The organism is Rhodococcus sp. NJ-530 (genome assembly GCF_003860625.1).
GTDB classification, from domain to species: domain Bacteria; phylum Actinomycetota; class Actinomycetes; order Mycobacteriales; family Mycobacteriaceae; genus Rhodococcus_F; species Rhodococcus_F qingshengii.
Genome location: NZ_CP034152.1, coordinates 2,790,697 through 2,816,452, shown reverse-complemented (window position 1 = coordinate 2,816,452; position 25,756 = coordinate 2,790,697). Strand labels below are relative to the sequence as shown.

The 25,756-nt window shown below is 63.5% G+C and carries 16 protein-coding genes; 4 read left to right on the top strand and 12 right to left on the bottom strand.

Going from position 1 to position 25,756, the window contains the following annotated elements; all coding sequences use genetic code 11:
* Nucleotides 1-18 precede the first annotated feature (18 nt).
* Nucleotides 19-429 (bottom strand): hypothetical protein, encoded by a 411-nt coding sequence (locus EHW12_RS13270; RefSeq protein WP_030535571.1) that lies wholly within the window; start codon nucleotides 427-429, stop codon nucleotides 19-21.
* Between the two features lie 522 nt (nucleotides 430-951).
* Here EHW12_RS13270 and EHW12_RS13265 point away from each other — a divergent pair.
* Nucleotides 952-2,400, top strand: coding sequence for an MFS transporter (locus tag EHW12_RS13265; protein WP_007735130.1), 1,449 nt, complete (start codon nucleotides 952-954; stop codon nucleotides 2,398-2,400).
* Here the strand turns inward: EHW12_RS13265 and EHW12_RS13260 are convergent.
* The 10 genes from EHW12_RS13260 to EHW12_RS13220 form a co-directional block, all read right to left on the bottom strand.
* The gene (locus tag EHW12_RS13260; protein WP_020907492.1) at nucleotides 2,349-3,194 is read right to left on the bottom strand and encodes a siderophore-interacting protein; all 846 of its coding nucleotides are present in this window, start codon (nucleotides 3,192-3,194) and stop codon (nucleotides 2,349-2,351) included. The two genes, EHW12_RS13265 and EHW12_RS13260, sit on opposite strands and share 52 nt — an antisense overlap.
* Complete coding sequence (gene entS / locus EHW12_RS13255; RefSeq protein ID WP_241199159.1) at nucleotides 3,191-4,471, bottom strand: enterobactin transporter EntS; 1,281 nt, start codon at nucleotides 4,469-4,471, stop codon at nucleotides 3,191-3,193. The genes EHW12_RS13260 and entS overlap by 4 nt, the downstream gene beginning before the upstream one ends.
* 17 nt (nucleotides 4,472-4,488) lie before the next feature.
* Nucleotides 4,489-5,502 (bottom strand): ABC transporter substrate-binding protein, encoded by a 1,014-nt coding sequence (locus tag EHW12_RS13250; protein WP_003942170.1) that lies wholly within the window; start codon nucleotides 5,500-5,502, stop codon nucleotides 4,489-4,491.
* Nucleotides 5,503-5,542: 40 nt separating this feature from the next.
* Nucleotides 5,543-14,074: a non-ribosomal peptide synthetase gene (locus EHW12_RS35225; RefSeq protein WP_277426212.1), complete on the bottom strand. Its 8,532-nt coding sequence runs from the start codon at nucleotides 14,072-14,074 to the stop codon at nucleotides 5,543-5,545.
* Nucleotides 14,071-18,003: an amino acid adenylation domain-containing protein gene (locus EHW12_RS35220; protein WP_277426210.1), complete on the bottom strand. Its 3,933-nt coding sequence runs from the start codon at nucleotides 18,001-18,003 to the stop codon at nucleotides 14,071-14,073. The genes EHW12_RS35225 and EHW12_RS35220 overlap by 4 nt, the downstream gene beginning before the upstream one ends.
* A 207-nt stretch (nucleotides 18,004-18,210) precedes the next feature.
* Nucleotides 18,211-18,663: a flavodoxin family protein gene (locus EHW12_RS13240; RefSeq protein WP_003942217.1), complete on the bottom strand. Its 453-nt coding sequence runs from the start codon at nucleotides 18,661-18,663 to the stop codon at nucleotides 18,211-18,213.
* A gap of 47 nt (nucleotides 18,664-18,710) precedes the next feature.
* Nucleotides 18,711-19,358, bottom strand: a complete 648-nt coding sequence (locus tag EHW12_RS13235; protein ID WP_003942132.1) for an isochorismatase family protein — start codon at nucleotides 19,356-19,358, stop codon at nucleotides 18,711-18,713.
* A gap of 36 nt (nucleotides 19,359-19,394) precedes the next feature.
* Nucleotides 19,395-21,059 carry a (2,3-dihydroxybenzoyl)adenylate synthase gene (locus EHW12_RS13230; protein ID WP_125050966.1) on the bottom strand — a complete coding sequence of 555 codons (1,665 nt, stop codon included), beginning with the start codon at nucleotides 21,057-21,059 and terminating at the stop codon, nucleotides 19,395-19,397.
* 41 nt (nucleotides 21,060-21,100) lie between these two features.
* Complete coding sequence (locus tag EHW12_RS13225; RefSeq protein WP_003942103.1) at nucleotides 21,101-21,901, bottom strand: 2,3-dihydro-2,3-dihydroxybenzoate dehydrogenase; 801 nt, start codon at nucleotides 21,899-21,901, stop codon at nucleotides 21,101-21,103.
* Nucleotides 21,889-22,119 carry a phosphopantetheine-binding protein gene (locus EHW12_RS13220; protein WP_003942230.1) on the bottom strand — a complete coding sequence of 77 codons (231 nt, stop codon included), beginning with the start codon at nucleotides 22,117-22,119 and terminating at the stop codon, nucleotides 21,889-21,891. Before EHW12_RS13220 ends, EHW12_RS13225 begins: the two co-directional genes overlap by 13 nt.
* Nucleotides 22,120-22,319: 200 nt before the next feature.
* On the opposite strand from EHW12_RS13220, the gene EHW12_RS13215 reads away from it, so the two are divergent.
* Nucleotides 22,320-23,477: an isochorismate synthase gene (locus EHW12_RS13215; RefSeq protein ID WP_125050964.1), complete on the top strand. Its 1,158-nt coding sequence runs from the start codon at nucleotides 22,320-22,322 to the stop codon at nucleotides 23,475-23,477.
* 7 nt (nucleotides 23,478-23,484) lie between these two features.
* On the opposite strand, the gene EHW12_RS13210 is transcribed toward EHW12_RS13215, so the two are convergent.
* Nucleotides 23,485-23,883, bottom strand: a complete 399-nt coding sequence (locus EHW12_RS13210; protein ID WP_037130001.1) for a DUF1801 domain-containing protein — start codon at nucleotides 23,881-23,883, stop codon at nucleotides 23,485-23,487.
* Between the two features lie 200 nt (nucleotides 23,884-24,083).
* Between EHW12_RS13210 and EHW12_RS13205 the strand changes: the two genes are divergently transcribed.
* Complete coding sequence (locus tag EHW12_RS13205; protein ID WP_125050962.1) at nucleotides 24,084-25,031, top strand: hypothetical protein; 948 nt, start codon at nucleotides 24,084-24,086, stop codon at nucleotides 25,029-25,031.
* Nucleotides 25,032-25,127: 96 nt separating this feature from the next.
* Entirely contained in the window at nucleotides 25,128-25,736 is a 609-nt protein-coding gene (locus tag EHW12_RS13200) for a DUF3105 domain-containing protein (protein WP_202427056.1), read from the top strand.
* The last annotated feature ends 20 nt before the right edge of the window (nucleotides 25,737-25,756 follow it).

Below are 25,756 nucleotides of genomic sequence, written 5' to 3'. Positions count from 1 at the left end.
GTCTGGGCAATCGGATTATCAGGGATCCAGGTAGCGCAGCTCAACGGGTTCGGTCCTCGCATATCGCCGCCGGGCTTTCGTGACATAGCTTCCGCTCGAGCCGAACCATTGCCCTGGAAACATCGCACCACCAAGATGTTTGGCATGCCCCCGGAGCACTACGGTTCCGTACGTGTCGCCGAACGTCCCGGCCGATGCGGGAACTGCGCGCACCCCGCCCCTTCGCTGGAGCGCGGCTGGATCGAGCGCTGCCTCAGGTTCGCACCGCAGCCCGCTCGGTGTGCAGAAATCCTGGTGATGGACCACTACACCGGAGCGATGGAATTCTGCCGGTGCCGACATCCGTTCCACGGGTCCTGATCGCGCCGGATCCTCGAGATCCGCTGTCGAGCCGAGTCCCTCGGCGCCCCGGCTCAACAGCGAAATCACACCTGAATCAGCTCAGCGAGCTCAGCAGCGGCTCGAGAAGCTTGTAGAGCTCGAAGATTCCGATGATCGTTGAAATAGAACCCATGATGATCCTCCGTGATTCGTGAACTTTCCGTGACGTCGCGTCACAGGCAGAAAGCTAACAAACCCGGCATTCAAACGGGGACCTTGGATGTGTCCGGCAGATGAACTCCCTGCTCGGAGAAGCATTTTGGTGACCAGCGTCATGCTCATCGAGAAATGAGCCCCATCGTCACATCGCCTGACACCAACCGACGGTAGCAGCAAAAGTCTGCCCGTTGCGATCTGGCGATACATGGCACCATTTCCACCCCATCCGACCCTTGCTTTGTGCGCTGAATCGCATTACATTTCTCCACAATAACGGTACGCGTAACGAAATAAAGAGACGGTCTACTTCACAGCCCGATATATCCAGTGCCACAACCCTTCCGGGCTCTTGGAGGGGCGGCGTTTCGTCGCGTCCATAAGCTCCTCACTCCCCGATCGAAAGAGAGCACGATGACCACAGAGAGCGTCTCCGGCAATCAGCCGCGACCGGTAGCAACTATCGCAAGCCTGACCCTGCTGATCGCTGCCGTGGCCGCGCTCGAAAGCATCATCGTCCCCGCACTCCCCCTGATACAGAGAGACTTCGGAGTGACGGCCGACATCGGAGCGCTCGCATCCGTCGCTCTGACGTTGAGCACTGTCCTCGTCACGCCGATGGCCGGGCGAATAGCCGACGTGTACGGCGCCCGCCCCACCTTGCTCGCGATCACGACAATCGTTGTCCTGGGCGGCAGCGTGTCCGCTCTCGCAACGATCTTCCCGCTGTTCGTCCTCGGCCAATTTCTCCAGGGATTCGGAATCGGGTTGCTTCCCGTGAGCTTCGTGGTCCTACGACGCACTTTGTCCTCGGACCGACTGAAGACGGCCACGGGTTTGCTCGGGGCTGTCGTAGTGGCCGGCGGCGCTCTGGGAGTCGTGCTGGCGGGACCGGTGGCGGAAAATGTCTCACGCACCGCGATGTATGCAGTTCCGACCGCGTTCGTTTTGCTCGGCGCAATTGCTTTTGCCGTGAGCACACCACGAGATCACATGTCGAACGTCGGCGGCCGACTCGATTGGCCAGGAGCTGCTGGATTGGCTCTCGGATTATTGACGCTGACGGCGTGGTTGGCGAGCGCATCGAGCAACGGGTGGGGCGCACCGACGTCGATGCTGCTGGTTCTCGCTTCCGCTGCCGTGTTCACGATCTGGGCCAGGTATCAGAGCCGGACAACCGAGCCGATGGTCGACCTGACGATGATGTGGCATCGTTCGATGTGGAGCGCCGTGGTCGTCGGCGTGGTTTTCGGGTTCACCTACGGCGCTGTTGTCTATCTACTTCCGCAACAACTCGCCGTGCCGGCAGAGAGCGGATTCGGCCGCGGTGCATCGACAAGTGCCATCGGAATCCTGCTGTGCATCGGTTACGGCGCAGCGGTGATCGCGTCGGTGATTTCCGGAAAGCTCGCACAACGGGTCGGCACGAAAGCCATTGCGGTAGCGGGAGTTGCCTTCCTCGGCCTGAGCGGCGCCGTCGGGGTCTTTGCAACAACGATGTGGCAGATCGTTGTGGTGCTGATCCTTGCGGGTACCGGCGTTGCCGCCGCGTCGACGGCAGTGTTCGTCATCTCCGCCGACAGCGCACCGGCAGACCGCGTAGGTGTCACGACGGCAATAGTCACGATCGCCAGATCGCTGGGTTCTGCTGTGGGAACCCAAATTGCCGCCGGGATCATCGCGAGCGCGACTTCATCCGGCGGCCTTCCCCAGCACTCGGCATTCGCCACAGCTTTCGGAGTGGCGGCAATCGTTGCGATTGTCGGACTCGTTGTCGCGGTGACGATGCCGAAACCGGCATCAACCGATGTTCAGTGGTCGTCGTCGTCCTCGTCGAAGTCTGCGACTCCGCGCTTCCAGTAGCCCGTGATCAGGTGGTCGCCCGAACTCAGGCCGAGTTCGTCGCGCACGAATCTGCGAATCGGCTTGAGACTGGTGGCCTCACCGGAGATCCAGGCGTAGACACGCTCGCCCTCGGGCACGGTGACCGTCCGTACTGCCTGCTCGAGCAGATCCGAGTGACCGGCTGGGACGTCACCGCGGTGCAGCCATCGCACCTCGACGCCTTCCGGAACAGTGAGTTCGATTTCCTGTGAAGGGTCGGTGATCTCGACGAACACCCACCCGGCGGCAGCAGCGGGCATCATCTCGAGCCAACGAGCAATGGCAGGAAGGGCGGTGATGTCACCGGCCAGCAGATAGCGGTCGTACGTCCACGGAACCACGACGCCACCGGGCGGACCTGCCACGTGCACCCGAGTACCGACGGTGGCCGCCTGAGCCCAATCAGAGGCGTACCCACCATCGTGGAGCGCGAAGTCGAGGTCCAGCTCCCCCGCCTCGGCGTCGTATCGACGGACGGTGTACTCACGCGAGATCGGCAATGGACGAGGCCACTTCAGGCTGAATCCGTCGCGTTCGGGTAGACGTAAAGTTCCGTCTGCATCCGGGTAGACCAGGCGAACATGCTCGTCGGGAGCGTGCGATTCGAAGCCCGCCAACTCCGGTCCACCCAAGGTCAGACGCAACAGTCCGGTCCCGACCATTTCGCTGCGAACAACTTCGAGTTCGCGAATGCCGATGGGGTACGGCACTTTTGCGCCGGTGGTTCCCGCCAGAACTTCGGCGATGGTCGCGAGGTGGTCTCCTCGGTTCATGAACTACCTTCCTTTTCCGGCGGAGCATTCCCCACCGGCACAGTGTTTTCGGAGAGATCGACTTCGTTGATCTCCGAAGTTACCCGGCGCACCGAACCCAATGCTGCCAGGAGCACCAGGCCCAGTGTCACACCGGCGAGCCCCAAGACCAGTAGCGCGGCGCCAGGCTCGAGCCACTGCCCGAGGAACCCGGCTGCCATCGAACCGATCGCCGTACCCGTGACGGCTTGCACCATCCACAGACTGGACACGCGTCCGCGCAATTCGTCCGGCGTGTTCTGTTGAAGGACTGCAAATCTCAGAATGTCGTTGAGTGCGCGGCCGAGGCCGAATCCGGCCAGGCCCAGGAACGCGACAATCGCTGCTCCCGACGCACCCAGTACCACCAGGCCGAGAGGCATCAGCGCAACAGAGATCAACATCGCGGCGCCGTTGCGGTGGACTCGTCCGGTCCAACCGCTGGTGAGGGAACCGACCACAGCGCCGACAGCGGGGGCGCCGTAGAGCAGACCGAGCATGGTGGGTCCGCCGCCGAGAACCTGGTCGACGAAGGCAGGCAGCAACACCATCGGCCCGCTGACGAACATGACCAACAGACCGCTGATCAGGATGCCGCGAATGACTGTGTGCGTGCCGGCGAATTTCACGCCGGTCACCAGCGCGCGCATCGGGCTTTCGTGATTCGTGCCCGGTGCAGGAGAAGGGCCGATGGCTTGGAACAACGTGACAGTTGCTGCGGTGGCCACCGCAGCAACAAAGTATGTCGCGGGAATGCCGCCGGAGGCGATGATCACGCCGGCGATTGCCGGCGAGATCATCGTCCCGATGTCGGTGGTCAGCGCTACCAAAGCGCCGGCCGCAGCCATCTTGTTGCGCGGCAACAACGTCGGCATCAAAGCCATCAAGGCCGAGCTGCTGACACCGCCGGCCAAGCCGTCGACAGCTGCCGCGACGTAGATGACCCACATCGACGGGTGTGGCAAGAGCGCGTTGCACCCGAGAATGACAAAGCCGAGACCCGCAGCACTGCGGGCCAACTGGATGGTGCGTCGCCGATCGTAACGGTCAGCGAGCACGCCGCCGAACAGGCTGCCGAAGAACATGGCGATGGCCATCGCCGTGGACACTCCGGCAACCAGCAAGGTCGAGCCGGTGAGCTGGTACGTCTGCGCGGGGACGGCTACGACGAGCAGTCCGATCCCGAGCAGCGAGATCAATCGCGCGGAAAAGGCGTACCTGAAGGGACGGCTGGTCCGCAAGGGTGAAACATCGATCACCAGCCCACCGAATCGAGTCATGCGAAGGTCTGGCCGATCAGGTCGAGGGTAGCCATTGCGCCGTCGTAGTCAGGACGGTAGCTGCTGGCGGGGAGCTCGAACGTCGTGCCTGCCTTGAAGGACGGCAACTGCGAGTAAAGCGGATCGGTGGCAAGTTCGGCCATCGGGCGACCGGACACCGGAATCACAAAGGCGACAGGAGCATCGGCGACCTGCGAGAGCAGTTCCGGGCTGACCTCGAACGAGTCACCCGAGCCGAAGAGCTGCGGGTTGCCGGCCTTGGCCATGACGTCGTCGGCCTTGAAACCGAGCTCGGCGAGCATCGCGGGCAGCGCGGCCGTCGGCGGAACGAGGTACGGCTTGTTGCTCGAGACCGAGAGGAAGTAGACGACGTTGCCCTCGGGAACCTTGATCTTGCCCTTGACCTCTTTGACCTTGTCCTCGTATGCGCTCATCAGCGCCGGAACCTGGTCGGAACGGCCCGCCGCGTCGGCGACGATTTCGAGCTGCTTGTCCCACGCGGCGACCGTCTTGGGGACCAAGACGGTGGGTGCGATAGCAGTGAGCTGATCGTAGAGTTCCTCGGACTGAACGGAGGTGATTCCCTGGCCACCGCCGATGATCAGGTCGGGCTCAGCCGCCGCGACGGCTTCGATGTTGAGCTGCTCGCCGGCCGGCAATTCCTTGGTGCCCTGCGCCTTTGCGGCGTCCGCCCAAGCCGGCGGGAATCCACCGTCGAGGTTCGTGACACCGAGGACGCGGGTATCGGTGGCAACCACCGGTGCGTCCAGGGCGTACAGGTATCCGGCGAGACCGCCGCTCAGAACCACGATGCGCTCCGCCGACGCGGGCACGGTGACCGAGCCCTTCTCGGTTTCGATCACGCGGGTCGTGGGCTCTGCAGCCTTGGTCGGTTCGTCGTTCGAATCGCTACTGCAACCGATCATCGCCACGAGTGCGACGATCAGCAACCCTGCGATGGCGACGAATCGTCGCCAACTCCGTATCGCGAGGGGCGGTGTGGACTTCATCATTGAGCTCCCATTGTGTTTCAACTGTGTGGTTTTCGAACTATGTGGCCGTGCGTTTCGACAAATGGCTGTCGAGCAGCGGGGCGATCGCCGCCCACCCGGCTGGGGTCACCAATCCGGCGTGGTCGTACGGCAGATGGTGTACTGCCATGTCCCGGTCCCCGCGGACTCTGCGCCAGCGATCGGCCAGCAGCTGTCCGGACGCCTCGGCGTCGGCGGTGATCAGAGTAACCGGTCCGTCGTAGGTTGTGTCGGTCGAACTGGCCACGAGCAAACGAGTGGCATCAAAACCCGCCCGAACAGCGTCGACCAGTCCCGGTGCCTGAGTGAGGATCTCGGGTGGCAGGGCGGCGGCCAGATCTCGGTCGTCGGAATCGTCGCGACCGTGATCGTCACGATCTCCCAGTGGATGAGTATCGATCAGACCGGCGAACTCCACCGTCTCGCCGATATCGACCAGCTGAGCCGCCATCGCGGCAACGACGTTGCCACCGAACGAGTAGCCGAGCAGGTGGTACGGCCCGCTCGGTTGCACGCCGCGAATCGTGTCGACGTACATCGCTGCCAGTTGGTCCACGTTCGTCGGTTCGAGTGGCTCCCCGGCAACTGTGGGCAGTTGCAGGCCGAACAGTGGACGGTCGGCCTCGAGAACACCGGTCAAAGGCGCAAAGGGCCAAGCGAATCCACCGGCCGGATGCACGCAGAACAGTGGTTCTCCGCTGCCTTCGGCTCGCAGTGTCAGGAGGCGATCACGACTCAGATCGATTTCGGACGCCGACTCGTCAAGGTGTGCTGCGAGCTCGGCGACTGTCGGACGGGCCATCAGCGTTCCCACACCGACGCTCACCGACAGGTCGTGCTCCATCTCCCCCACCAGTCGCATAGCTCGAAGCGAGTCGCCGCCGAGATCGAAGAAACTCTCTTCGGGATCGACTGCCTCGACGCCGAGTACCCGCGCAAAGACCTGGCACAGTTGCCTTTCCATCTCGGTTCGCGGTGCTCGGGCCGCTGCTCGGGCGGGGGGCGCCGGCAACGCACCGCGGTCCAGTTTTCCGTTGGGCGTCAGCGGGATCGAGTCCACGAGGACGATGTCCGACGGAACCAGGTGTGCCGGTAGGCGTTCCCGCAATGCAGCTCGCAGATCGGTTGAATCGGCACCGGGTTCTTCGATGACGTAGCCGACCAGTCTCGGCGGCGCACCGCCTTCGCTACGGACGGACGCTGCCGCTCGCAACACTCCCGGCAACGACGCCAACGCGGATTCCACTTCACCCAACTCGATCCGAATGCCTCGGATCTTGACCTGATGGTCCGCGCGACCCAGGTATTCGAGTTCACCGTCGCGACGACGCAGTACGACATCGCCCGTGCGGTACATGCGCTTGCCGACGGAGTAGGGATCAGCAACGAACACAGCGGAGGTCAACGCGGTCCGGTGAAGGTAACCCATCGCCGTTCCGTCTCCGGACATGTACAGCTCGCCCGCCGCTCCGATCGGTACCTCCCGCAGACCCGAATCGAATACCCGCGCAGACGCGTTCAGAATCGGACGACCCAGGCAGGGTGTCTCGCTCCCCTGAACCGGGGATCCCATCGCGTTGATCGTGAACTCCGTCGGCCCGTAAAGGTCGTACCCGTCGACACCGTCCTGATCGCGCAATCGCGACCACAACTCGGCAGGTACAGCTTCTCCGCCGAGCATCACCAACACCGGCGTCCGCTCACCGTCGAGGAGACCGGCGGCCATCAGTTCCCGTGCATACGAGGGGGTTACATTCACGACGTCGATACCGACTTCGCGGTAATGCTTCACCAGAGACGCGGGGTCCAGTCGCGCCTGCTCGTCGATCACGTGAACTTCGTGCCCCGCGAGCAACCAGAACAGTTCCTCCCACGACATGTCGAACGAGAACGAGACTGTATGCGCGATGCGCAGACGTCGGCCACCCACACTGTTTTCGGTCGGAGTGAATATCTCGGCCTTGTGATTGTGATACATCGTCGTCAACCCGCGGTGACCCACCACGACGCCCTTGGGTTTTCCGGTACTGCCCGAGGTGTAGATGACGTAGGCAGGCTGGTCCGGTGAGGTCGGCCCGCAGACCGCAGCCTCGTCGACAACTGGTGCCGAAGACTGCCCGTCGAGTACCCCGGCCACGTCCGGGTCGTCGAGGACCAGACATGGCTGTCCATCGGGAACAACGAGGTCACGCGTCTGAGTCGTGGTGACTACCAGCGCCGCATCGCTGTCGAGGATGAGTTCGCGCAGGCGTGCCGGCGGGTGAGCCAGATCCAAGGGAAGGTAGGCCGCTCCGGTTCTCATGACGGCGAAGATTGCGACGACGTGATCGGCAGTACGCGGAAGCGCGAGCGCGACAACACGGGTCGGTCCCCCGCCTGGTACCGACTGCCCCAGCGCCGAAGCGAGTATCCGTGCCAGTCTGTCCACCCGAGAGTTCATCTCGGCTGCGCTCAGTGTGACGTCTCCGAAGACCAGCGCCGTCTCGTCCGGAGTTGCCGCTGCCCTTTCGCGCAGTAGTGCGTCCACGCTACCGCCGGCCTGGTCCGGCCGTGGCATCACGACGTGCTCCGAAGCGAATTCCGCGGGGGTGCGCGAAAGCGGAACCGCCGTGTCCGCCACCGTGGCGGTATCGGAATTCGCCATCACTTCGAGAATCGTGATGGTGCGGGACAGGATGTCCTGAGCCACGTCGTGCGGAATCAGGTCAGGACGGTTTTCGAGTGTGAGCGCCATCGCCGCGTCCCCGACACCCGGATCCACGTCGAGCGTGAGCGCATAGTGGGTGCCGTCCACTGCGTCGAACCCGACGATTCCACTGCGCCCGAACGTGTCTCGACGTGCCTGTTCGTCACGAGGCGTGTTGCGGAAGACGTAGAGCGTGTCGAACAGTGTTGCGAACCCAGCGCTTCGCTGCACGTCGCCGAGCCCGAGCTGGTGATGCCCCAGCAGCGAACCTTGTTCACGGAACAGGCGTCCGAGCAACGCCGAGATCTCCTCGCCTGGCCGGACCCGGACACGCACGGGAATGGTGTTGAGCGCCAATCCCACCATGCGGTCGGCGCCCTCGACCTCGGGTGAACGTCCCGAAACCGTCGATCCGAAGACCACGTCGTCACGGCCCGTCACGGCGCGCAATGCCAGGCCCCACGCCGCAGAGACGACGGTGGACAGCGTCACTCCGCTACGTCTGGCCAGCTCGCGTACGTGCTCGGTGATCTTCTGTTCGAGCTGAACCCGGGTGAACACCGGCAACGGAGCGCGTCCGCCTGATCCCGTACCACCCACGAGTGTGGGTTGCTCGAGATCCGCGAGGTAGTCCTTCCAAGACGAGATGGCGTCCGTGCGATCCGCTTCGGCGATCCATCGCAGGTGATCACGGAAGTCCGCAGGCTTGTCGAGCGCGCCGTCGAGTCCGACCGGGTCAGTGCCGTGTGTGCGGGCAAACTCGTAGAGCGCAAACAACTCCGCGTACATCAAGGTCTGCGACCAACCGTCGGTCAGCAGGTGGTGCTGAGTGAAGACGAGGTGTGCTCCCCCACCTGGCAACCAGACCAGCACCATTCGAATGAGTGGTGGTGCACTCAAGTCGAAGAGCGTGCCGAATTCGGCCTCGTCGACGGCGCGGACCTCGATATCCAAGTCCTCGGGTGCGACTGCGCTCAGATCGATTTCGCGGAAAGGCATTTCGGCTTCCCTGGGCACGAACTGCACCGGAGCGTCGAACCCGGCGTGTGTGAAGCCGGCCCGCAGGTTCGGATAGCGTCGCAAGAGCGCATCCCCTGCTGCGCGGAGTGAGCGAACGTCGACGGCGGCATCGGCGGAGAACTCGAATCGCGGCTGCATGTGATAGACATCCGTGCCGCCGGCGCCGTCGAGAACCGACTGGAAGTACATGCCTTCCTGCAAGGGACCGAGTGGTAGCACGTCCTGCCAGCCCGGGCTCAGCGACTCGAGCCGTGCCCGACGATCCGCATCGACGGCCACGAGCGGACTCTGCACGCGATCCGGCGCGGTGTCGGGCAATGCCTTCCGGTCCACCTTCCCGTTGAGGGTGAGTGGTAGTGCCTCGAGCACCGTGATGGTCTGCGGCACCATGTGTTCGGGTAGGAGCCGCGCAATCTCCTTGCGCACCAGTACCGAATCGAGCGTGGTTGCACCTTCGGGAACCACATACCCGTGCAAACTTCCGGTACCCGCCGCATCGACGCGAACGGTGGCTGCCGCGCGGAACACACCTGCCACCGATCCGAGCGCGCCTTCGACTTCGCCGAGCTCGATGCGGAAACCGCGAACCTTCACCTGATCGTCCGCACGACGAAGGAAGTGCAAAACCCCTCGCCGGCGTCGGACCAGATCGCCGGTGCGGTAGAGGCGTGCCCCCGGCAGAGAAGGATCGGCGACGAACCGAGCGACGGTCAGATCGGGGCGGTTCAGGTATCCGCGGACCACCTGCGCACCGCCCAGATACAGCTCGCCCGCAACGCCTTCCGGAACCTCACGCAGGTCGTCGTCGAGGATTCGCACGTGCACATCGGTCCAGGGCTGACCGATCGTGACTCGGTCGCCGGTCGTGATGACCGAAGATGTCGCCCACACCGTGGCCTCGGTGGGTCCATAGACATTCCGGACCGAAGCAGCGTTGGCCACCAGATCGTCGGCCAGATCCTGCGGGAGGGCTTCCCCTCCCACCAGGGCTCGCACCATGGCAAGTCCGACTGAGTTCTCGTGTTCGGTGACCACTCGCCACAGCGCCGGCGTTGCCTGCATCACTGTCGCATCGCTTGCGATGATCAACGCCGACAACGCATCCGAGTCGCGAACCGTGCTGCGGTCTGCGATCACGACAGTCGCGCCCGCCGCGAGCGGGCACAGCAACTCGAGTGCCGCGATGTCGAACGACACCGTTGTCACCGCGACGATGCGATCGCCCGGCCTGATCCAGCAATCCTCGAGTACCGTGTCCGCGAAGGCTGCGAGGTTGCCCGTCGAGACCATCACGCCCTTGGGGCGACCCGTCGAACCGGAGGTGTGGATCATGTAGGCGAGGTGATCACCCGCCGCGGGCGGCGGAGGAAGCACGACACCCGAGTTGGTGAACTCACCGTCCACGAAGACACTCGTGGCGACCGTCAACGGAAGTTGCCCGGCGCTGTCGATACTGGTCAGGACACACACCGGAGCCGCGTCCTCGATCATGAACTCGAGCCGCTCAGACGGGTAATCGACGTCGAGTGGCAGGTACGCAGCGCCGATGCGCAGTACCGCGAGCAGTCCGGCCACCAGATCCGCATTTCGATCCAGCGCGACGGCGACTACCTTCTCGGGTCCGGCGCCGACCGCGAGAAGTTCGCGGGCCAGCTCGTCGACGCGCGCCGACAGTTCCCCGTAGGTAATTCCGACCTCGCCGGAGATCACCGCGATGTCGTCGGGGTGACGGCTGACGTGTCGAGCGAACAACTGCGAGATCCCCGACGGCGGCGTCGCGCGTCGGCCCGGGTCGCGATCCGGCTTGTTTTCCGCCAGTCGCAGATCCGCGACGACAGTGCTGATTTCGTGACCGAGGACCGCGATCACACCGTCGAGCAATGCGTCCGCAGTCGCGGCGTCGAACAGCCCGGCATCAACCGTCAATCGAAGTTCTGTTGCGGTTCGGACGAATTCGAGGTCGACGCTCTTTCCGGGCGAGTGACCGACACGGGCAGCGAACAGGCTGCTCGTCGGACGCCCGAGTAGATCGGCGATTCGGTCGAGGCTGACATCGGAATGCGCAAGTGCCTCGGAGACAGCGTTTTCGACTCGCCGAACGACATCGGCAATTCTCGGCCGACCGGACAGGTCGACCCGAATCAGGGTGTCAGTCCCTTCCGAGACCAGTCCGACCGCAAGGTCCCGACCACCGCCGAAGCTGTTCAGCGTCGCCGCCACGGCGGCCAACAGCACCGCGTCGAATCCTGGTTCGTCACCGAACCGGGCATCGCGTAGCTGACGGAGGTAGGTGTGCGGGCGGTACTCTTCGCCGCGCGGGCGGTCATACGGAAGGTCCGTTTCGAGGGGCAGGTCCGCGAGCGTGCGAACCCAGTAACGCTCGTGATCAGGATTTCCCGCCACCGCCGGGGCGCGGAACGTCGCCACGGTCACAACGGGTCGATCGACGCCAACGACCGAATCCGGCGAGAACTTCGTCCGATCGACGCGTGCGGCCACGGCAAGACCGAGGGGGGTCGGGGTGTCGAAGACATCCGAGACGACGACGCGAATTCCCAGCTTGCGCAGGCTTCCCACCAACCGCATCGCAGTGAGCGAGTGACCGCCGAGAGTGAAGAAATTGTCACCCGGATCGACGTCGGGAATCTCCAACACCGTTGCGACACAGGCGCACACTGCATCAACGACCGCGGGATCGACATCGATCGCAGGATCGGGCGCGGCCACCTTTTTCGTGACAGCGACATTTTTCGCGGCAGACACCGCATCGGCAACGGACGCTGCCTGTCGGACTACCGTGAGCACCGCGGATGCGGGAGCTGTCGGCTCGGTCAGCAACCCACGCAGGATCTCCGCGAGCCGTGTGACCATTCGCTCCGCCGTGGCGTCGGAGACAACTGCCGGATCGTAGTACAGAACCAGATCCAGACCGGTGCTCGGCGGCGCCATCAACGTCATCGGGTAGTGCGTGACTCCGCGGTTGGTGAATCCCTCGACCCGCAGGGTGTGCGATGCAGGCTGTCCTGCACCGGAGTTCGGGAAGTTCTCGAACACCAGGAGCGTGTCGAACAGTTGCCCGATTCCGGCGATGCGTTCGATCTCGGCCAAACTGGTGTGTTCGACGTCCACGATGTCGAATTGGGCGTTCTGCAGACCGACGAACTGATCGAGCAAAGGCCGGTGCGCGACGATGTCGAGGCGGGCCGGAATCGTGTTGCTGAACAACCCGACCATTCCCTCCACCCCCGAGAGTTCGGCAGGTCGGCCGGACACCGTGGCCCCGAACACGACGTCCCACTGTCCTGTCGCTTCGGCGAGCGCTGCTGCCCACGCACCCTGAACCAGGGTGTTGACCGTCAGCGCTCGCGCACGGCCGAGTTCGATCAGCGCTTCGGCGTCCGATGTCGCGAGAGGAACCTCGAGCGCGACGGGCACACTTCGCGGCGCTCCGGCGTCGGCAACGAGAGTCGGCGCGGTGAGCCCACGCAAACGCTCGCTCCACGCTGCGCGGGCAGAGTCCTGATCACGGCCGGCGATCCATGCCAAGTAGTCGCGATACGGCGTCGGCGCAGGGAGGTGCGTGTCGCCGTCGTGGTAGACGTTCATCAGCTCGCGCAGGACGATCGGAGTCGACCAACCGTCGGTGAGCAGGTGGTGCGCGTTGAGGACCAAACGGTGCACCCCGCCGGGCAGCCGAACCAGTAGTGCACGCAGCAGAGGCGGTGTACTGACGTCGAAGACATGCTTGGCGGCCTCGTCCTCGAGCTGATCTGCAGAGCGGAATGCAGTGTCAGCTGGAACGGAGGTCAGATCGACCGAACGCCACTCGACTTTTGCGCCGCGCGGAATGATCTGAACGGGCCGTGCGAACTGCTCGTAGTGGAACGCGGCGCGTAGGTTCGGGTGCCTGTCGATCACGGTCTCGAACGCGTCGGCCAACTTCGCCTCGTCCAGTGGCCCGGAGAGGTCGAAGCGTGCAGTGAGCGTGTAGACGTCTGCGGCTCCGTCACGGACCGCATGGAACAGGAGACCTTCTTGTAGCGGCGAGAGCGGAAGGACGTCGGCAAGCGGTCCGTGGACGGCTTCGAGTTCGTTGATCCCTGCCTGATCGACCACCGCGCCCTGGCCGAAGATCGTCGCCGAGCAATCGGAAGGCGTCAAACCACCCTCGAAGAGCGCGGCATGCGCGGTCAGGGCAGCGAGCGCACGTTCCCAATGCTCTTGCAGCTCGACGATCGTCGCGCCGTCGAGCACTGAACCCGCCGCAGTCCATTCGACCGCCAGCGTCGTCGAGTCGTCCTCTCGGACAAATGCGTTGAGCGCCAGCACTTCCGACATAACCTTCGTCGCCGGCTCGATGACCGCGAATGGATCCTGCTCCGGCAATCGCCATCCGGTTCCGGGCAAGGACGGGAAGCGGCCCAGATAGTTGAGCAGCAGTTCGGGTGTAGCGCACGCGGAAAGGTCAGGTGCGGTGTCGGGATCCAGATGCCGCAGAACTCCATAGCCGACTCCGCCTCCGGGTACGGCGCGTTTTGCCTCCTTCACCGCACGAAGGAGATGCCCCGCAGCTGCTCCGCCGCTCAGTGCGTCGGCAAGATCGTCTGCGGTGAGCAGTGCATCGGTGGGAACCCGGACGGGGAACTCACTGGTGAACCACCCGATGGTTCCGGCGAAGTCGGTGTCGCTGGTGAGCGCGTCGCGGCCATGACCTTCGACGGTAACTGTCTGCGCGGGCAGCCCGATGAGGCCGCGGCCGTGCTGCCATGAGCGCAAGGCAAGCATCAAACCCGAGAGAAGCACTTCGTCGGCCTTGGCTCGATACGCCGCCGGAAGCGTGGTCAACAGCGCGTCGGTGACGGCCGGGGCGCAATGGTTGTCGTGCGAGAGGCGGTTGCGGTCACGTCGATCTTCGGGTCGAGACGACGACTGCCGATCGGCTCGTCGTCCGCCTGTACCGACGCGGACTTCCAGTACTCGAGCTCTGACGCCCTGCTGCCAGAGGCCCCGAATTCCGCGAGCAACCCTGCGTATCGACGCCACGAACTTCCGCCTGCAGCCAACCGGGCCGACCTACGCTCGCGCGCTGCATCGGTAGCTTCGTGGAGGTCTGGAAGCAGAATTCGCCAGGACACACCGTCGACGATCAAATGGTGAGCCACGACGATCAATTGGTCGGGTCGACCGGCCTCGGTATTGACCAGTACGACTCGCAGGAGTTCACCGGCGCGTGGGTCGAGACTCGCCGCCGACGCCTCCGCGAGCTCTCTGATCCGGGACGGCTCGGAGGTGTCGGACACCTCGCGAACGAGTCCCTCGCTGCGCACTGCACCGGCGTCCCGGACGATCAATTCGGTAGTGCCGCTGTCGTTGTCACGGCGCAGGAGCAGGCGTAGAGCGTCATGGTGATCGAGGATCGTCTGCACGCCGGACTGCAGGTCACCCAGTGAAAGGCTGTCGTCGATGCGCACTGCGGTCCATTGCGCGTAGCCCGCGATTGCCTCGTCTGTCGGATTCTTGTCGATCAGTGCTCGAACGATCGGCGGGGCGATCACGGTGCCGGTCGCCACGTCCGCAACCGAGGCTACGGCGTCGGCGTCATCGGCAATCTCACGCGCCGCAGCGGCGATGGTTCCCAGATCTCGCTGTGCCAGTAGTTCTTTGGGAGCAACGATCAGACCACGCACCCGCAGTCGACTGCTGACACTGATTGCCGTGATGCTGTCACCACCGAGGCCGAAGAAATCCTCATCCACGCCGACGCGTTCGCGGCCGAGCACCTCGGCCACCACGTCACAGAGGATTTCCTCGTGTGGTGTGGATGCAGCGCGACCTTCCGATTCGGTAGCCGGGGCAGGTAGTGCCGCACGATCGAGCTTTCCGTTCACCGTGACGGGCAGTTCGTCCAGAACGACGATTGCGGCGGGAACGAGATGATCCGGTACGCGACCGGCGAGGTCACGGCGCAATTCTTCCTGCGGCGGAAGCGTCGCGCCGGCGGCGGCAACAACGTAGCCGACGAGGCTGGGCCGTCCCCCATCCGTACGGATCAGCGCGGCAGCGGCGCCGATTCCGGGTACCGATCCGAGAACAGCCTCGACCTCGCTCAACTCGACTCGATGTCCGCGAATCTTCACCTGCTTGTCGCTGCGACCTATGAAGTCGTAGCCCCGCCCCGGCACCCACCGCGCCACGTCCCCGGCGCGGTACATCAGATCTCCCGGAGCCCCGAAAGGATCTGCGACAAAACGCTCGGAGGTCTCGCCGGCGCGGCCGAGGTAGCCCCTGGCCAATTGCGGTCCGGCCAGGTAGAGCTCACCTCGTTCACCGTCGGCGACCGGCTCGAGCGCGCTGTCGAGCAGGTACGCACGGGTACCCGCGAGGGGGTACCCGATACGCGGTCCGGCACCTTCGACCGTGGTCGCGATCGCGTCGACCGTCGTTTCTGTGGGGCCGTACAGGTTTCGAGCCGGAACACCGGATTCGATGATCGCGTCCCACAGTGCGGGCGGTGCCGCCTCGCCACCCACGACGAGGAGCTGCAACCGCTGCGTACGCAGCAACCCGTTGTCCACCATCGCTGCCGCCATCGACGGCGTCGTGTCGACCACGTCGACGCAATCTCGCTCGAACGCCGCGACCAGAGCAACCGCGTCCTTCTGCAGTTCCTCGTCGTATACGTGCACCCGATGACCACACAGCAGCCACAACAGTTGATCGAGAGACGCATCGAAGGCGAACGACGCTGTGTGCGCGGTGTGCAGTTGGCGGTTCCCGACGCGCTCGGCGGTGTCCCGGTAGATGGTGGCGCGATGGTGGTGAAGCAGGTGCGCCAATCCACCGCCTCTGACCAGCACACCCTTGGGCTTGCCTGTCGATCCCGAGGTGTAGATGACATACGCCAGGTGATCACCATGCCGTGCTGTCGCCAGTTCACCGAGTTCGAGTGGAAGCTCGGAATTGGCACGGAGTTCTTCGCGGACTGCGTCGGAATCGAGGACGAGGGGGTCGGGCCGAGAACCTCCGACGAGTTGCTCGGCCAGAGTGGAAGTGGTGATCACGACCTTCGGCTGCGCGTCGTCGATCAGATCTCGCAACCGCTCGGCCGGGTGCTGCGGATCCAGGGCCACGTACGCTGCGCCCGCGTTCAATGTCGCGAGCAGCGCCACCACCATCTCGGAAGTACGCGGAAGCGCAAGTCCGACAATGTCGTCCGGGCCGACATCGCGGGCCCGAAGCAACCGGGCGAGCTTGTGGACGCGGCCACCGAGTTCTGCGCCTGTCAAACGTTCGTCACCGCACACGAGGACTGTGTCATCCGCGTGCTCGACAACGATGCGGTCGAACACGTCGGGAACGAGTTCGACCGAGCCGGGCAGCGGTGCAGTTTCGCGGCCGGCGAGAATCCGCGCGGCTTCGGCCGCAGGCATCATCTCCACCTGACCGACGGCAGGATCTCCCTCCCCGACCATCGCGTTGACGATGCTGACGAAACCGGCGAGGCGACGTTGAACCGATTCCCGAGTATTGGTACGCGCGTCCACTTCGAATCCGAGTAGAACTTCGCCGTCCGCAATGGGCGTCACCGTCAAACCCAGGTCCTCCGGCGGTCCCCCGGCGACGTTTCGCAGTACACCCACAGCGCCGGCGAAATCGAGGGCGAAGTCGAAAGCCTTGAGATTGATTCCGATCCCGTGAAGCAGTGCGCCGGTTCCGGCGACGCCCAGGTCCCGAGCAAGATTCTCACCGCGGTAGCGCTGGTGTGCGCGCAGGCTTTTCATCGTGGCGGCCACCTGCTTGCTCAGGTCACCGAGTCGATCGTGGCTGCGAATCGTCAACCGGAGAGGCAGAACGTTGACTGCCATGGCCGGCGTCTTGAGTGCCGTGCGGCCTACGCGCGCCATGAGTGGCATCGCGATGACAACATCCGTCTCGCCGAGCAGTCGGTGGAGAAACGCGCCGTAGCAGGCGATCAGCGCCTCGGCCCACGTTGTTCCCGTCGCGTCTGCCGCCTCTTTGAGGCGGTTGAGGGCGTCGGCACTAATGACCTCGCGAACCTGGATCGTTCGTTCCGCCGGACCGGTGACCTGCTGGCCGCGTCCGTCCAACGCGGGCAACGGCGTCAGGACATCACGCCAGTAGTCACGATCTTCCGCGAACTGCTCGCCAGCCCGGTACGCCTCGTCCTCGCTGACCAGATCTGTCATAGAACCGAATCGCGTTGGCGCGACCTCGGTTCCCTTCTTCGCGGCCGTGTAGTGCGCGGCGACTCGGCGCGAAATCATTGCTGCGCTGTATCCGTCGACGATCAGGTGGTGATAGAGCTGAATGCACCAGATCTCGCGATCGGAGAGCCTGATCAGCGAGTAGGTGTACAGCGGACGCTCCACCATCAGGCGGCAGTACTCGGACGCCCGGCTGCGCTCGGCGTCGACCAGTGCGTGCGCCACGGCTACGGGATCGCGCTCGTCACGGACGTCGGTGATCGGGATGATGCCAACCGGCTCGTCGGAGATGTACTGACGCGGGCCGTCCACCGTCTCGATCATCCGCAGCCGCATGGTTTCGGCTTCACCGATCGTCGCCGTGATGGCGGCTGTCAGCAGTTCGGTGTCGATCGGTTCGTCACCCGAGATTTCGAGCACCTCACCGACGAGGTAGCTCCGAGATTCGGGATCAAGCCTCTGTGCGTTCCAAATCCCGAGTTGAGCTCCTGTGAGAGCAAACGTAGCTTCGCTCGCCGCTCCGGAGTTCGAACCTGGAAGAACGCTCACACTGATCCCCTCGTCTGTGGACACACGTCACCCAAGGGTGACCTAACGTCGTTTTGGGTAGCCTAAACTAAATGTCAATGAATCGGGGAATCCGCCTCGCCGGTGACCCGAGAACCGACGGCTCCCGACGCGTTAATCAGAGGCCACGCGCTTCTACAACCGCTTGCGGGACAGTCTCTTTCGTGAATCGAAACGAGAAAGTGAAGGCTAGTCCATCAGCGTTGCCGCGACGGTTCCGCCCAGTTCATAACAACCATCGCGGACAGATTTGTCCACGCTCACAGTCACTTCGAGCGGATCCGCCACCGCGACCAATCCGAGCCCGGTGGCGAGTTTGCGCACCGAGGACACTGCACCGGCAGTGTCGTTGTTGCCGTGAACCCACAGGCCGTACGGTCGATCCGAAACCGCGCCGAGGCATTGGTAGTACGTGGTGTCGAAGAAGTATTTCAGCGCGCCCGACATGTAACCGAAATTGGCGGTGGTTCCGAAAAGATAGCCGTCAGCAGCGAGGACGTCGGGCACCGTCGCCGCCAACGCCGGCATCACCTTCACCTCGACGCCCTCGATCTCGGGATCGCGAGCCCCGGCCAGGACCGCATCCAACAATTCGTGGGTTGTCGGCGAGGGCGAGTGGTGAACCACCAACAGAGTCTTCACACACCTGACAATACGGCGACGGGTGGCGCACCCGTCGCCGTTCACGCCTACGCCGAAACCGTTTCCGCGCTCATCGCCTTGACCAGGTCGTCGGTTCGGGTGACCGAGGCGCAGCGCCCGGCCGCGTACTCGAGCGCACCGACATGCTCGTCCAGGGAGAAGTCGGCTACCGCGTCGCCCACGAAGAAGATCTGCACGTCTTGCATGAACCCGTCCAAAGCGGTAGTCAGGCAACCGATGTGGGCATAGATTCCGGTGATGATCAGCTGGTCACGCCCACTCTCGCGCAGCCGCTCACGCAGATCCGTCTTGATGAAGGCGCTGTAGCGCCATTTTGTGAGCATCACGTCGTCCGAATGCGGAGCCAACTCGGCGATCACGTCGGTGTGAGCGGGATCTGCCTTCAGACCCGGTCCCCAGAAATCCGACAGCAACGCACGCTCCTCGGGATCCTGATCACCGGGTTGCGCGGTGTAGACGATCGGGATTCCGGCAGCTCGCGCCGACGAACGAAGCCGGTCGATGTTCGGAACCACGGTTTGGAGCGGGTCGACGCTTCGGTCGTACGCGTTCACGAAATATTCCTGCATGTCGTGCAGAAGCAACACCGCTCGGGAAGGATCGAGAGTCCAGTCGACCCGATTCTGCGGAAACTCGGTGGGCATCTCGTATCGCACTGCTGTGGGTAGCGCCATGATGAATCTCCTCGAAAATGTGGGGGTGGGAACCGATCAACTCGACAGAGTCTGTGCGGCAATCGATTCGCTGAGAACACGGCGCAAGGCCGCCTTGCTGGTCTTTCCGACGCCGGTGACGGGGAACTCGGTCACGAACTCCACTCGATCCGGAACCTTGTACGCCGCAACGCCTCGGCCTCGTATGTATCGCTTGATCTCGCCGACGGTCGGTGCATCTCCGGAAATCACCAGAACAGCACAGGTTCGTTCGCCCAGGTACTCGTCGGGAACGGCGACGACGGCCGCATCGTGGACAGCCGGATGCGAGAGCAGGTGGTTCTCGATCTCCTCGGCCGCAACCTTCTCACCGCCGCGGTTGATCTGGTCTTTTGCGCGCCCCTCGACTATCAGATGTCCTGAATCGGTGACGCTGACCAGATCGCCGGTGCGATAGAAACCTTCGGCGTCGAAGACCTCGGCATTGTGCGCATCCGCCCGGTAATAGCCACGGATCGTATACGGACCCCGAGTCAGTAAGTGCCCCGTGGTTCCGGGCGCGACGAGCGCGCCCTCGTCGTCGACCACACGAACCTCGTCGTCGGGTGAAATGGGCCGGCCCTGAGTGCTGACGATCAATTCTTGCGTGTCGTCGAGGCGGGTGTAGTTGACCAGCCCCTCGGCCATCCCGAACACCTGCTGGAGGGTGCAGCCCAACTCCGTGGGTACGCGTGCGGCAGCTTCGGCGCTGAACTTCGCTCCGCCGACGCCGAGAACCCGCAAGCTCGACAGGTCGTGATCTGCCTTGCTGGGGGCGGCCATCCAGGCCAACGCGATCGGTGGAACCAAGGAAGCGTGCGTGACTCGCTCTGATTCGATCAGGCCGAAAGCTGTGGAGGGCATGGTGTCCGGCGCCAGAACCACGGAGCCGCCCGCGTGGAGAACACCCAGGATGCCCGGCGAACTCATCGGAAAATTATGCGCTGCAGGAAGAACCACCAACATGCGCGTCGAGTCGTCGACGCCGCAGATCGGGTTGGACGCTCGCACCGAGTAGAGGTAGTCGGCGTGCGTTCGCGGAATCAGCTTCGGAACACCGGTCGTGCCACCGGAAAGCTGAAGAAAGGCGACCGACAACGGATCGACGTCGGCAAGAACGGAAACCTCGTATCCGTGCAGCGAATCGAAACCGACAAACTCTTCGGGGTCACCGGCCACGATCACAACAGGCGGAGTCTCGAGGCCTTCGTTCACCTCGCGCGCCAGCGCGCGGTAGTCGAACCCGCCATGACGGTCGGCGACGATATAGGCAGCGACATCAGCGAACTGGCAGAAGTATCCGATTTCGGTTCGGCGATGCGCCGGCAACCCGAATACCGGCAGGGCGCCGAGCTTCAACACACCGAACAATGCTTCGACGTATTCCACGATGTTCGGCAGCTGCAGAAGCACCCGGTCACCGGCGCGAACACCCAAGCCGGACAGGCCTCCGGCCACGGCCGAGCTGCGACGATCGAGGTCGGAATACGTCAGCCGTGTCTGTGTGCCAGAGGCATCGCTGCCGACCACCGCTTCGTTGTCGGGATGCCGTGCGGCCGCGGCCGTGATGAATCCGGCCAGCGTCTCGTCAGTCCAATAGCCTCGTTCCCGATAATGCGTCACCAAATCGGGTGGATACTGTGCGACGGGTGCCAAGGGCTCGCGAGCGATCCTCGAGGTCATGCAAGTGACTCCTGTTCGAAAGTACTGTCAGCAAATACGTCTCACGCTTTGAGCGTCGCTCCACCGTCGACGTACAGCGCCTGCATGGTGATGTGGGCCGCCCGGTCGGACAGCAGGAAGTGCACCGAGTCCGCGATATCGTCTGCGGTGGCCAGTTTTCCGAGCGGAATACCCAGGCGATAGCTCGCCAGATTGCCTTCGATGACCGCGTCGGCACCCGAATCGTCGGAAGGGTCCGACCACAATGACCGCTGCATCGCTGTGTCGGTGGATCCCGGAGCGACCACGTTGACACGAATGCCGTCAGTAGCCAGCTCCAGTCCAGCGGTTCGAACCAACATGGTGGCAGCAGCTTTGGACGAACCGTAAGCACCCATCCCGATACGTGGGACACCGGCCGCGTTCGACGAGACGACCACGATCGCCCCGGCCCGACGGCGACGCATTTCCAGTCCCACGCTTTGCAGCACGTTCAGCAATCCGAAGACGTTGACGCCGAATATCTTCCGCCACTGGTCCGGATCGGAGTCCAGCACCGATCCGGTGTCGAGAATTCCGGCGACGTGCGCGAGCGCGTCGATCCGGCCGAACGTGTCCATCGTCGAGGCCACTGCAGCGTCGACTGCCTGCCGATCGGTCACGTCCACGACGTGACTCTCGATATCGGCGCCTTCGACGATTGTTTCTGCCAATTCCGCAGTTACCCGCTTCAATTCGACGTCGTCGCGATCGAGCAACGCCAGCGAATACCCGTCGCGCGCAAGCGTACGGGCCACTGCGGCGCCGATCCCCGCCGCAGCACCGGTGACCACGGCGATTCGGCGCTCGCTCACTGCGGGCACAGGACCTGAACCCAGGCATTGATCGTGGGCTCTTCTGCCAACTCCGCGAAGTCGGCATCCGCGCCCGCTCCCCGCCACCGTTCGACGAGCGTCATCAAGCGAACCGAGTCAAGGCCTTCGTCACCCAGGTCCGCGTCGTCGCCGAGTTGTTCTGCCCTCATCGACAGAACCTCGGCGACGTCGCGCACGATCTGGTCACGGTCCACGGTGTTGCTCATCGGTCTCCTCGAGTAGTGGTCGACGCGCTCAGATCGAGCCAACCCAACCCTCGTGTCGACCCCGTCCGCACGCCTTGACTTTAGGCCAGCCTAACCATAACGGTACGGAAGTACACAACCCGGGCGCTCGCAACACAAATTCACCCAAACTAAGGCTAGCCTCAACATAACAAGCAATCTGTCGAACTGGAAGGGTGTCCATGTCAGCACTCGCCGAAGTCTCCGAATTCCCGTTGCGCAACAACCGGACTGACGATGAAACGGACTCCGTTTTCCTGCTCTCACGTAGGCAAACGTCGATCCGCACTTCGGGAGTAGTCGAAGAATTCGACTCGGCCTTCGACGCTGCCGAAGCCCTCAAGACCGGGCGCATCGACTCGGTCGTCGGCGCCCTGCCGTTCTCCCCGGAGACGCCGTCCGCCCTCACCGCGCCACTGAGTTTCACACGAGTCCGCGGTGATCTATATCACTCCAACATCCCGTCATTACCCACTTCGCGGGTAGCCGGATTCGAACCCAGCCCGCAGATCCACACCGACAGGGTCCGCGGAGCCATCGAACGACTTCGAGCAGGCGAACTAGACAAAGTTGTCCTCGCACGCTCCCTGACCATCGAGGCCGAGTCCACGATCTTCCCCGCCGCTCTGGCCGAGAAACTGATTGCACTCGATCACGCGCACAACGGTTTCTGCGTCGACCTGTCCCCCGCCGGAGGAAAGTACCGCGGGCGTTCGCTGGTCGGTTCGACGCCCGAGGTTCTGATCGAAAGGCGAGGCGGCGTCGTCACCTGCCACCCGCTGGCGGGCTCGATTGCACGCCACCCGAATTCGGATCAGGACGAGGCGAATGCCGAGCAACTCCGCGCGTCGACCAAAGATCTCGCCGAACACGCGTTTGTCGTCGACTCCATCAGCGCGATACTCGGACCACTGTGCACGTCCTTCAATGCACCCAGCGCACCGGAAATCCTTCGGACACCGCAACTGTGGCATCTCGGGACCAAGATCGAAGGTGTCCTGATCGACCCGAGCCTGACCTCGCTCGAACTCGCAATGGCGCTGCATCCGACTCCCGCTGTCTGCGGCACACCGACGGTCGCCGCACGCGAGCACATCACCGCAACCGAAGCCGATCGTGGGTTCTATGCCGGTGCCGTGGGCTGGTGCGACCGGACTGGAGACGGCGAGTGGATGGTTGCTATTCGTTGCGCCGAGATCGCAGCAGACGGCCTCTCGGCGCGGGCCTACGCCGGCGGCGGCATCGTCGCTACTTCCGACCCGGAAATCGAATTGAGAGAGACCAGTACAAAATTCCGCACGCTACTCAGTGCGTTCGACCTCGCTGAACATCAGCTCTGACAGGGCGTCACTTCTTCGAGGTGTTCAGGGCAATCGCGGCGTGAACGAGTGCCTTGAACGCCTTTTCGTCGACGGCTTCGCCCTCGTGGAAATCGATCGCCCGTCGCGTATTGCCCTCGAGGCTGGAGTTGAAGAGTCCTGAAGCGTCGTCGAGTGATGCGCCTTTGGCAAAGGTCACCTTCACTGCGCTCTTGTAAGTCTCACCGGTACAGATCATTCCGGCGTGGTACCACACGGGAACACCTCGCCACTTCCATTCCTCCACCACATCCGGATCCACTTCTTTGATCAGAGTTCGTATCCGGGCGAGCATCTCGCCCCGCCAGTCTCCGAGTTCCTCGATTCGCTGGTCGATCAACCGAGACGGGGAATCTGCGCCTTGCTTGTCGGACTCACTCTTCGCCATCGCTTCGTCACCTCCTGCTCGTCGCCGCCGATCTCCGGTGAGTCGAGTATCCCCTCCTGCACGCGGATTCACTCGGTGAATCACTGACGCATCACGACGTTTCGGCATAGGCGATTTCTTGCAGTTTCTGTCAAAGTAAGACGGACGTCCAGTATTCTCTGGGTACTAAGTCCCGATTCTTCGGCCTGGAGGACTGCATCGTGATCTGGAATCGACCGCTCACCCACTCAGTCGCTTGGGCTGCCGGATCGGTTGTTCTCGCCGCCGCGATTGTCGGCGTTCACACCGTTCCTGCGGCGGCGCAACAGGCCCGCGTCTTCGACGTACTGTGCACACCCACCGATGCAGGCCTTTCCGAGCTGTCCGGACTCACCGTCACCGCGGCCGGGATGTACGCAATCGGCGACAGCGGCTCCGACGATCGGGTCGCCGAACTCGATTCGAACTGCCACGTGCAGCGCTGGATCAGCGTGGGCACCCCTCGTATCGACGTCGAGGATCTGTCGTCGACTCCCGACGGCCATCTGTGGCTGGCAGACATCGGCGACAACAACGCGGTACGAACGTCGGTCGGGCTGATCGAACTCGATCCGGCTTCAGGTGCGGCGACCTCCTACCCCCTGGCCTATCCGGACGGCCCGCACGACGCCGAGACACTACTGATCCAGAGCGACGGAGTTCCCGTCATCGTCACCAAGGACTACCTAGGTGCAAGCGTGGTCTACACAACCGCTGAGCGACAGCAGGTTCAGGATCTGAGTACGGGCTCGCCGACCATGTTGGCCAAAGTAGGTCAGCTCAGATTTACTCCCACCCTCACACCCGGTGGGCCCGTCCCCCACGCCGGCACGATGGCTGTCACCGGCGGCGCCGTGAGCAAGGACGGCACGGTGGTAGCGCTCCGCACGTATACCGACGCTTACCTGTACGCAGCTCCCGACGGCGATATCGTGAAAGCGTTGAACACCAACCCGATTCGCGTCCCCCTTCCCGACGAGCCACAAGGTGAGGCGATCGCGTTCGACGCTGCCGGTGATCTGATCAGTGGCTCCGAGGCATACCGAGGGCCATTACCACCAATCCGAATTCTTCGCGGCGCCAGCGACATCGCACTGTCGGGCGGAGCGAGCGGCTCTCTCGGGTCGTAGTCGATTCGCGTCCCAGGGAAAGCGGACAGGCGCCGCTATCATGGCCGAGTGAACAAACAACTTCGAGCGACAGTGGTGGTCTCGGCAGTTCTCGCACTGGCTTCGTGTGCGAATTCCCTCGAAGGATCACCGCGCCCGGATGCGTTTGTTCCGAGCATCGACAACCCGGATCCGTCCGAAGCCATCGACGGAGTTGTCACGGTCGACTACCCAGCAGCCCAACACGTACGCCCGAACGAACGCGTGGCGTACACATATTCACCGCCCTTCGGCGGCCGTCATGACTCGGTCTGGGCAAACTGCACCGGAGTTGTTTATCCACAAGCGATTCGGACCGAGAATGCGGTCCATTCTCTCGAGCACGGGGCCGTGTGGATCACGTACAACCCCGACCTCGTCTCGAGCGAGGATCAGGCTCGCTTGGCACAGCGAGTCGAGGGCATGAGCTACACGTTGATGTCGCCGTATCCGACCCTGGATTCGCCGATCTCGCTGCAGTCGTGGGGCCGTCAGCTCAAGCTCGACAACGCCGCGGACGCGCGCATCGATCAGTTCGTCTCGGCTCTGCGCGTCAACCCGAACACGTATCCCGAAGTGGGCGCGACCTGTTCGGTGCCGGTGACGAGCTTCGACCCGAACAACCCGCCGCCATTCGACCCCACCACTCCGGATCCGTCATCTCCCACAACCGTTCCGGAGCGGTAGCGTCTCAGCAGGCCCCGCTC

Bases quoted from the DNA above. Each gene is read 5' to 3' on its own strand.
- EHW12_RS13265 (WP_007735130.1), top strand. From the start codon at position 952: ATGACCACAGAGAGCGTCTCCGGCAATCAGCCGCGACCGGTAGCAACT.
- EHW12_RS13260 (WP_020907492.1), bottom strand. From the start codon at position 3,194: ATGAACCGAGGAGACCACCTCGCGACCATCGCCGAAGTTCTGGCGGGA.
- EHW12_RS13250 (WP_003942170.1), bottom strand. From the start codon at position 5,502: ATGAAGTCCACACCGCCCCTCGCGATACGGAGTTGGCGACGATTCGTC.
- EHW12_RS13235 (WP_003942132.1), bottom strand. From the start codon at position 19,358: ATGGCGCTACCCACAGCAGTGCGATACGAGATGCCCACCGAGTTTCCG.
- EHW12_RS13230 (WP_125050966.1), bottom strand. From the start codon at position 21,059: ATGACCTCGAGGATCGCTCGCGAGCCCTTGGCACCCGTCGCACAGTAT.
- EHW12_RS13220 (WP_003942230.1), bottom strand. From the start codon at position 22,119: ATGAGCAACACCGTGGACCGTGACCAGATCGTGCGCGACGTCGCCGAG.
- EHW12_RS13215 (WP_125050964.1), top strand. From the start codon at position 22,320: ATGTCAGCACTCGCCGAAGTCTCCGAATTCCCGTTGCGCAACAACCGG.
- EHW12_RS13210 (WP_037130001.1), bottom strand. From the start codon at position 23,883: ATGGCGAAGAGTGAGTCCGACAAGCAAGGCGCAGATTCCCCGTCTCGG.